This is a genomic window from Bradyrhizobium sp., assembly GCF_035701725.1.
Lineage (GTDB): Bacteria > Pseudomonadota > Alphaproteobacteria > Rhizobiales > Xanthobacteraceae > Bradyrhizobium.
In genome coordinates this window covers 1-6,821 of sequence record NZ_DASSRP010000077.1, presented here as the reverse complement: position 1 = coordinate 6,821, position 6,821 = coordinate 1, and the positions used below count along the sequence as shown (strand labels likewise).

5 protein-coding genes and 1 tRNA gene are annotated in these 6,821 nt (G+C 64.1%); 4 read left to right on the top strand and 2 right to left on the bottom strand.

The genetic code is table 11. The features are described from left to right. Positions 1-50 precede the first annotated feature (50 nt). Positions 51-389, bottom strand: a complete 339-nt coding sequence (locus VFL62_RS03980) for a P-II family nitrogen regulator (protein WP_072824146.1) — start codon at positions 387-389, stop codon at positions 51-53. A 351-nt stretch (positions 390-740) separates the two neighbouring features. On the opposite strand from VFL62_RS03980, the gene VFL62_RS03975 reads away from it, so the two are divergent. After that, the gene (locus VFL62_RS03975; protein WP_325171077.1) at positions 741-2,240 is read left to right on the top strand and encodes an NAD(P)H-hydrate dehydratase; all 1,500 of its coding nucleotides are present in this window, start codon (positions 741-743) and stop codon (positions 2,238-2,240) included. A 2-nt stretch (positions 2,241-2,242) separates the two neighbouring features. Here the strand turns inward: VFL62_RS03975 and VFL62_RS03970 are convergent, their stop codons facing one another. Next, a complete protein-coding gene (locus tag VFL62_RS03970) occupies positions 2,243-3,466 on the bottom strand; it encodes a multicopper oxidase family protein (RefSeq protein WP_325171076.1) in 1,224 nt (407 codons plus the stop codon). A gap of 219 nt (positions 3,467-3,685) precedes the next feature. Here VFL62_RS03970 and VFL62_RS03965 point away from each other — a divergent pair. From VFL62_RS03965 to tig, 3 genes are all read left to right on the top strand, one after another. After that, positions 3,686-3,770: transfer RNA gene (locus VFL62_RS03965), tRNA-Leu, on the top strand. Between the two features lie 277 nt (positions 3,771-4,047). After that, on the top strand, positions 4,048-5,745 hold the full coding sequence (locus tag VFL62_RS03960) for a methyl-accepting chemotaxis protein (RefSeq protein WP_325171075.1): 1,698 nt from the start codon (positions 4,048-4,050) through the stop codon (positions 5,743-5,745). Between the two features lie 336 nt (positions 5,746-6,081). After that, positions 6,082-6,821: trigger factor (tig, locus tag VFL62_RS03955; protein ID WP_325171074.1), on the top strand; the 740-nt coding region annotated here is incomplete at its 3' end.

Below are 6,821 nucleotides of genomic sequence, written 5' to 3'. Positions count from 1 at the left end.
CAGGGGGCAGCCCCGATCGGGCGACTTGCCCGGACCGGAACCTTGACGCACTAAATCGCGTCGAGCCCGGACTCGCCGGTCCGGATCCGGATGGCCTCCTCGATATTGGAAACGAAAATCTTGCCGTCGCCGATCCGCCCGGTCTGCGCGGCGCGCCGGATCGCATCGATCGCGCGCTCGACGAGTTCGTCGGAAATCACGATTTCGATCTTCACCTTGGGCAGGAAGTCGACGATGTATTCCGCACCCCGGTAAAGCTCCGCGTGGCCTTTCTGACGCCCGAATCCCTTGGCCTCGGTGACCGTGATGCCCTGAAGTCCGACTTCCTGAAGCGCTTCCTTAACCTCGTCCAGCTTGAACGGCTTGATGATGGCTTCGATTTTCTTCACAGGTTGCTGCCTCCCGGCACTTTCAAGGTCTCAAGGACGTTCAAGGTTATTGTCAAAGGGTGTTGTCGCGGATTGCGGAATGAGTAGACCCTACGGCCGAATGCGGGCGTGAATTGGCCTCCCCATCTGACCCCACGAAAGCAGGGTCTATGCCAGATCGTTAGGATGTTGAATTCCTGAATTTTGTCAGCCCTTTACTGGGCGCCGAGCATCCGGCAGCGAGATTCGTCCAATCATAGGGCAGATGCAAGAATAGGCAAATAGGTCAAACGGTGCGCATTCGGCCGCGCTCGAATGCAGATGAAACGCAAAACTGCCTTCGGAAGAGGCGCTTGTGTCGGGGTATTGGGCATGGAAGTTCTGACCACCGCTGAGATGGAGCGTGCCGACCGGCTCGCGATCGCAGCCGGAACGCCGGGCTTTGCCCTGATGCTCAGCGCGGGCCAGGCTGTCGCCGCCGCGGCAATGGACCTGGTCGAGGAGGGGCCCATCCTGGTGGTCGCCGGCCCCGGCAATAATGGCGGCGATGGTTTTGTCGCCGCGGCCGAGCTCGCCGCGCGTGGACGCGACGTTTCCGTCATCCTGTTATGCGAACGCGATCAGCTGCAGGGCGATGCGGCCTCTGCCGCGCGCGGTTGGAAATATCCGGTGTTGCCGTTCAATCCGCAGGCGATCGGCAAGCCGGCGCTCATCATCGATGCGCTGTTCGGCGCCGGCCTCGACCGCCCGGTCAAGGGCGAACCGTTCGACATGATCGAGGCGATCAACGCCAACGGGGCGCCGGTCCTCGCCGTTGATCTGCCGAGCGGCATCAACGGCACGACGGGCGCCGTCATGGGCACGGCGGTTCGCGCAGTTGAGACCGTCACGTTCTTCCGCCGCAAGCCGGCGCATCTGTTGTTGCCGGGACGCCTGCACTGCGGTCGCGTGCGCGTCGCCGATATCGGCATCGATGCGGCGGTGTTGACCGAGATCGCGCCCAAGACCTTCGAGAATGATCCATCCTCATGGCGGGACGCATATCCCATCCCGACCATCGAGGGGCACAAATATGATCGCGGTCACGTCGTGGTGGTCTCGGGCGGGGTTGCGGCGACCGGCGCGGCGCGTCTGTCAGCGCGTGGCGCGCTGCGCGCCGGCGCGGGCCTGGTGACGCTGGCCTCGCCGCGCGATGCGCTCGTCGTCAACGCCGCGGCGCTGACGGCGGTGATGGTCCGCCCGATCGACACGGTGGTCGAGTTCGCCGAACTGCTCAACGAAAAGCGCCTCAACACCTATGTGATCGGGCCGGGGGCCGGCGTCGGCGAACGGACACGGGATTTCGTGCTGACCGCGCTGTCCGCCAAACGCTCGCTCGTGCTCGACGCCGATGCGCTGACGAGTTTTGCAGGCAGCCCTGAGCAATTGTTCGAGGCGATCAAGCGCGCGCAGGACCCGCAGGTGGTGCTGACGCCGCACGAGGGCGAGTTTCCGCGCCTGTTCAGCGACCTCAGCAACAAGCATCCCGGCCGCTCGAAACTCGAACGGGTGCGCGATGCCGCCGAACGTTCGGGCGCGGTGGTTCTGCTCAAAGGACCGGACACCACGGTCGCTTCGCCGGACGGCCGCGCCATGATCGCCTGCAACGCGCCGCCGTGGCTCGCGACCGCCGGTGCCGGCGACGTGCTGTCGGGCATGATCGCGGGGCTGCTCGGGCAAAACGTGCCGGCGTTCGAGGCCGCTTCGATCGCGGTGTGGATGCATGGCGAGGCGGCGCGCGAGGCCGGACCGGGATTGATCGCCGAGGATCTGCCCGAGACGCTGCCCGCGGTGGCGCGGCGGCTCTATGACGCGTTCGACATCGAATACTGAAATTACTCGACGCTGTACCAGCGCACCAGCCGCGGTGCGCTCCAGCGCGCCTCGACCGTCTCGCACAGCCAGCGCCCGGCATGTTCGGCGGCGAAGGCGATGCGCTGTGTCTGCCCGGCATCGATGGCGATGGTGTCGAGCCAGAACGGTTTCCAGCCGTCGTCGAGCCGGTCGAGATGACGGAAGTGATGGCCGTGAAGATGAAAGGTCGACGTCGTCTGCGCACGGTTGGTCAACGACAGCACCACAGCGCGGGCGGCCTTGACGCGGAACGCGGGGGCTGCGGTTGCTGCAGCAAATGACGCTGGCGCCAGCCAATCTTTCTGATCGCCGCCGAAAGCAAGATCGACGCGCAGCGCGCTTTTCAGATCGAGCTTCGCGGGCAGACCGTTCGAGGGCAGGGCGGTTGGCGCGGGCAGCATCTCGCCGCGCGCCGGCGGCTGATCCGACCTGATCAATTGCGCGATCGTCTGAGCCGCTTCGCCGTCATGCATGAGGATCGGCGTATTACCCGCGCCCGGCGCAATATCGACAAACACGTCGGCGCGTCCGCCGGGTGCGAGCGCAAAGGCGCCTTTGCGGGCCAGGAACGGCTCGGCAGGCTGGCCATCGAGCGCCATCACCGTGACATTGTGGTGCTCGATCTTCAGCGCGATCACCTGACGCTGCAACCCGTTGATGAAGCGCAGCCTGAGGCGCTCGCGCCCGCGCACCGCAATCTCGCACCCTCGCTGCCCGTTGACGGTGTAGACGGCCGTCGTGCCGGTGGCATCGCGCGCGGGTGCGATCGCCGCGCCGTCCGGCTTGAGCCGCCAGCCTTCGATCAGAACAAGCTCGTCGCGGTCGGCCACGACCGGCTCGCTCTCGCTGACGATCAGCGGCAGGGTTCGCGCCGGCTGCGCCGCGCCGTCGCCGAGCAGCGCGAGGTCGCAGAAATAGGTCCCGGCGTGGCGTAACGAAAGCGCGATGCGGTCGGTGGCCGAGGGTTTCAAGGGAGGGCGCGCCAGCAGCGGCTCGGCCGCGGCAGCACCATCGATACCCCAGAAGTTGAGCGAGACCGGAACGGAAAGGTCGTTGGTCAGCGAGATCTCGGGACGGTCGCCGCGCTTCAATCGGAGCGGTTGATCGCCAAGCGACCAGATCGCTGTCGCTGGCCGTCCCTCTTTCAGTTCGAGGTGATCGGCCTTGCAGCGAAGCGCAAGCGCCGCTGATTGCGCGCTGGCCACACCATTTCCCCGCAACAGCGCAGCGGTCGCCAATCCCGCCACCACGACGCGGCGGTTTGGCCGAAAAATATGATCCGACATATATCTTGGCATGGCCCTCGATGCGGACCATTTTCCGGATGATATGTCCAGTGTGGCGGGTTGGACCCGTTCCCGAGCGGATGTTTTTTTGACGAAGCAGTGGTAAGGCGATGGCGCCTTTCGAGGTGATGCGTTCTTGCGGGCGTGGCGGAATTGGTAGACGCGCTGGATTTAGGTTCCAGTGACGAAAGTTGTGGGGGTTCGAGTCCCTCCGCCCGCACCACGCTTCGCCCTAACGGGCTACGCGTGGCTCGGTCCATCGGCGCGAAGCCTGTCCGGCGCAGCTCAAGCGAAGTCGGACGCGTAGCCGGCCCTTTTTTGCGAGATCCATTTTCTCCTTGTGATATTCGGCTACCGCACGACGAGGCGTCTTGTCATGCAACTTCAGGGCTGCAATTTCGCCGCTAAGCGGCGATTCCTGCTTAAGAAATAGGAAAGTATGCCGGGACATACTTGCTCAATTTCTAGCGATCTCGATTCTGCATAATGGATTTTCAGGCATGCCCCGGGGACAACGCTTTTCGCTCGATATTCGCGGCCGTATTCTTTTCCTGTTCGGCGGGTGCACGGCCGTTCTGCTCGCCGCCTCCGCTTACGGGTTTTGGCAGTATGCCGCGAGCGTTCAGCTTTTTGAGCAGGACGTCAAAGCGAGCCAGAGCAACGCGGTGGACGTCCTGACCGTCGAGACCAATTTCAAGAAACAGGTTCAGGAGTGGAAGGACACTCTGCTTCGCGGCAAGAAACCCGAAGCGCTCGACAAGCACTGGAACGCGTTTCAGCAACGCGAAAGCGATGTCCGCCGCATGGCGGAACGAATGCGGGCAAGCGTCGCCGATACGCAAGCCGGGCAGCTGATCGGCCAGTTCGTTGCCGCGCACACGCAGATGGGTGAGGCCTACCGGCGCGGGCTGCAGGCTTTCAAGGACAGCGGCTTTGAAAGTGCCGCCGGTGATACGGCGGTCGCAGGCATCGATCGCGCGCCGACCGAACTCCTGGGCAAGGCCAAGGAGCGATTTATCGCGGTGGCCGATCAGAACGCGAGCCGTGCCTCCGATGGCGCCCGGCAAACGGCTTGGACGGTGAGCCTGCTGCTGGCGTTTTCCGCGCTCGCCGGCGCTGCGATTTTCCTGCTCGCGGTGAACCGGACGATTTCGCGGCCGCTGCTTGGCGTTGTCGGCAGCCTCGGCGATCTGGCGCAAGGCAATACCGCTGCCGAAGTTTCGGGTCAGGAGCGCAGCGACGAGATCGGCAAGGTGGCTTCCGCCATCCAAATCCTGAAAGAGCGGATGATCCAGGCCGACCGCCTCAAGGCGGATCAAGCCAATGCGGAGATGCGCGCGGCCGAGCGGCGCAAGTCTGACACCCTCAAGCTCGCCGACGATTTCGAGAGCGCGGTCGGCCAGATCGTCGAGGCGGTGTCTTCGGCTTCGAAGGAGCTCGAGACCTCGGCAGGCACGCTGGCCTCGACCGCCGAACGCGCGCAGGAACTTTCAACGACGGTGGCGGCGTCGTCCGCGGAAGCCTCCACCAACGTGCAGTCGGTTTCGGCAGCCACGGAAGAGCTGTCCTCGTCGATCGACGAGATCGGCCGGCAGGTTCAGGAGACCGCGCGGATCGCGGGCGAAGCCGTCAGCCAGGCGCAGTCGACGACCGAACATGTCGGCGGACTCTCAAAGGCTGCAAGCCGGATCGGCGACGTGGTCGAGTTGATCAACAACATTGCCGGACAGACCAATCTGCTCGCGCTCAATGCCACCATCGAGGCGGCCCGTGCCGGCGAAGCGGGCCGGGGTTTTGCGGTGGTGGCCTCCGAGGTCAAGGCGCTCGCCGAGCAGACCTCGAAAGCGACCGGCGAGATCGGACAGCAGATTGCCGACATTCAGGCCGCCACCAAGCAGTCCGTTGGCGCGATCGGACAGATCAGTTCCACCATCGAACGGCTGTCGGAGATTTCGGCGGCGATCGCCGCCTCTGTCAAAGAGCAGGGCGCCGCGACGCAGGAAATCTCACGCAGTGTGCTTGACGCTGCCTCCGGCACGCAGCGCGTCTCCACCAGCATTGTCGATGTTCAGCGCGGCGCCAGTGAAACCGGGGCCGCGTCCTCGCAGGTGCTGTCCTCGGCCCGCGCACTCACCAGCGAAAGCCAGCGCCTGAAATCGGAGATGGGCCGGTTCCTCCAGACCGTGCGGGCGGTCTAGTCGCGTGCGGATCTGACATTCACCCGGCAAGGGCGCGCGATGTGGGAAACGGCCGCACTCCCGGCAAACCCGACCTGACGGTTTTGGCCGCATTCCCTTTTGCGGAACTGTTGATCTCGTTCCCTCATTGGGCTAGGAGCGTCAGCCTGTTGCCTGTGGGCCGCCGGTCGTCCGGCGCCTTTGCGACACCGACACCCGGGTCGCTGGAATAAGGCAAGAATTTCAGAGGGTTTTGGAGACTGCCGAAACCAATAGCGCAAGGCATTACGGCCCTGCGCGATCGACAACTAGCCGTCCGGTCGGGTGCCGGACCTCAATTTGAGAAGATTTAAAGCCATGCAGGTCAAGGAAACGGTCGCCGAAGGATTGAAGCACGAGTTTCAGATCAGTGTCCCCGCGGCTGATTTGGACGCCAAGGCCGATGCGCGCCTGGTCGAACTGAAAGACAAGGTCCGCCTGAACGGTTTCCGTCCCGGCAAGGTGCCGGTCGCGCATCTGAAGAAGGTCTATGGCCGCTCGGTGATGGCGGAAGCCATCGACCAGACCATCCGCGACACCAATTCGCAGCTCTTCACCGAGCGCGGTTTCCGCCTCGCCACCGAGCCCAAGATCACGATGCCGACGGAAGAGAAAGAGGTCGAGGAACTGCTCGCGGGCAAGTCCGATCTCACCTACACCGTCGCGATCGAAGTGGTGCCGGCGATCACGCTTGCCGACTTCAAGAGCTTCAAGGTCGAAAAGCCGGTCGCTGAAGTGACCGACACCGAGGTCGAGGATGCGGTCAAGCGCATCGCCGATCAGAACCGCGCCTATGCTGCGAAAGGCGAGGGCGCCAAGGCGGCCAGCGGGGACCGCGTCACGGTTTCTTTCAAGGGAACGGTGGACGGCGTCGCGTTCGAAGGCGGCTCCGCCGAGAACATCCCCGTGGTCATCGGCTCGAACAGCTTCATTCCCGGCTTCGAGGATCAGCTCATCGGGATTGCGACGGGTGAAACCCGCACGCTGAAGGTCACGTTCCCGGAAACCTATGGAAACAAGGATCTGGCGGGCAAGGCGGCGGAGTTCGAAACCACCGC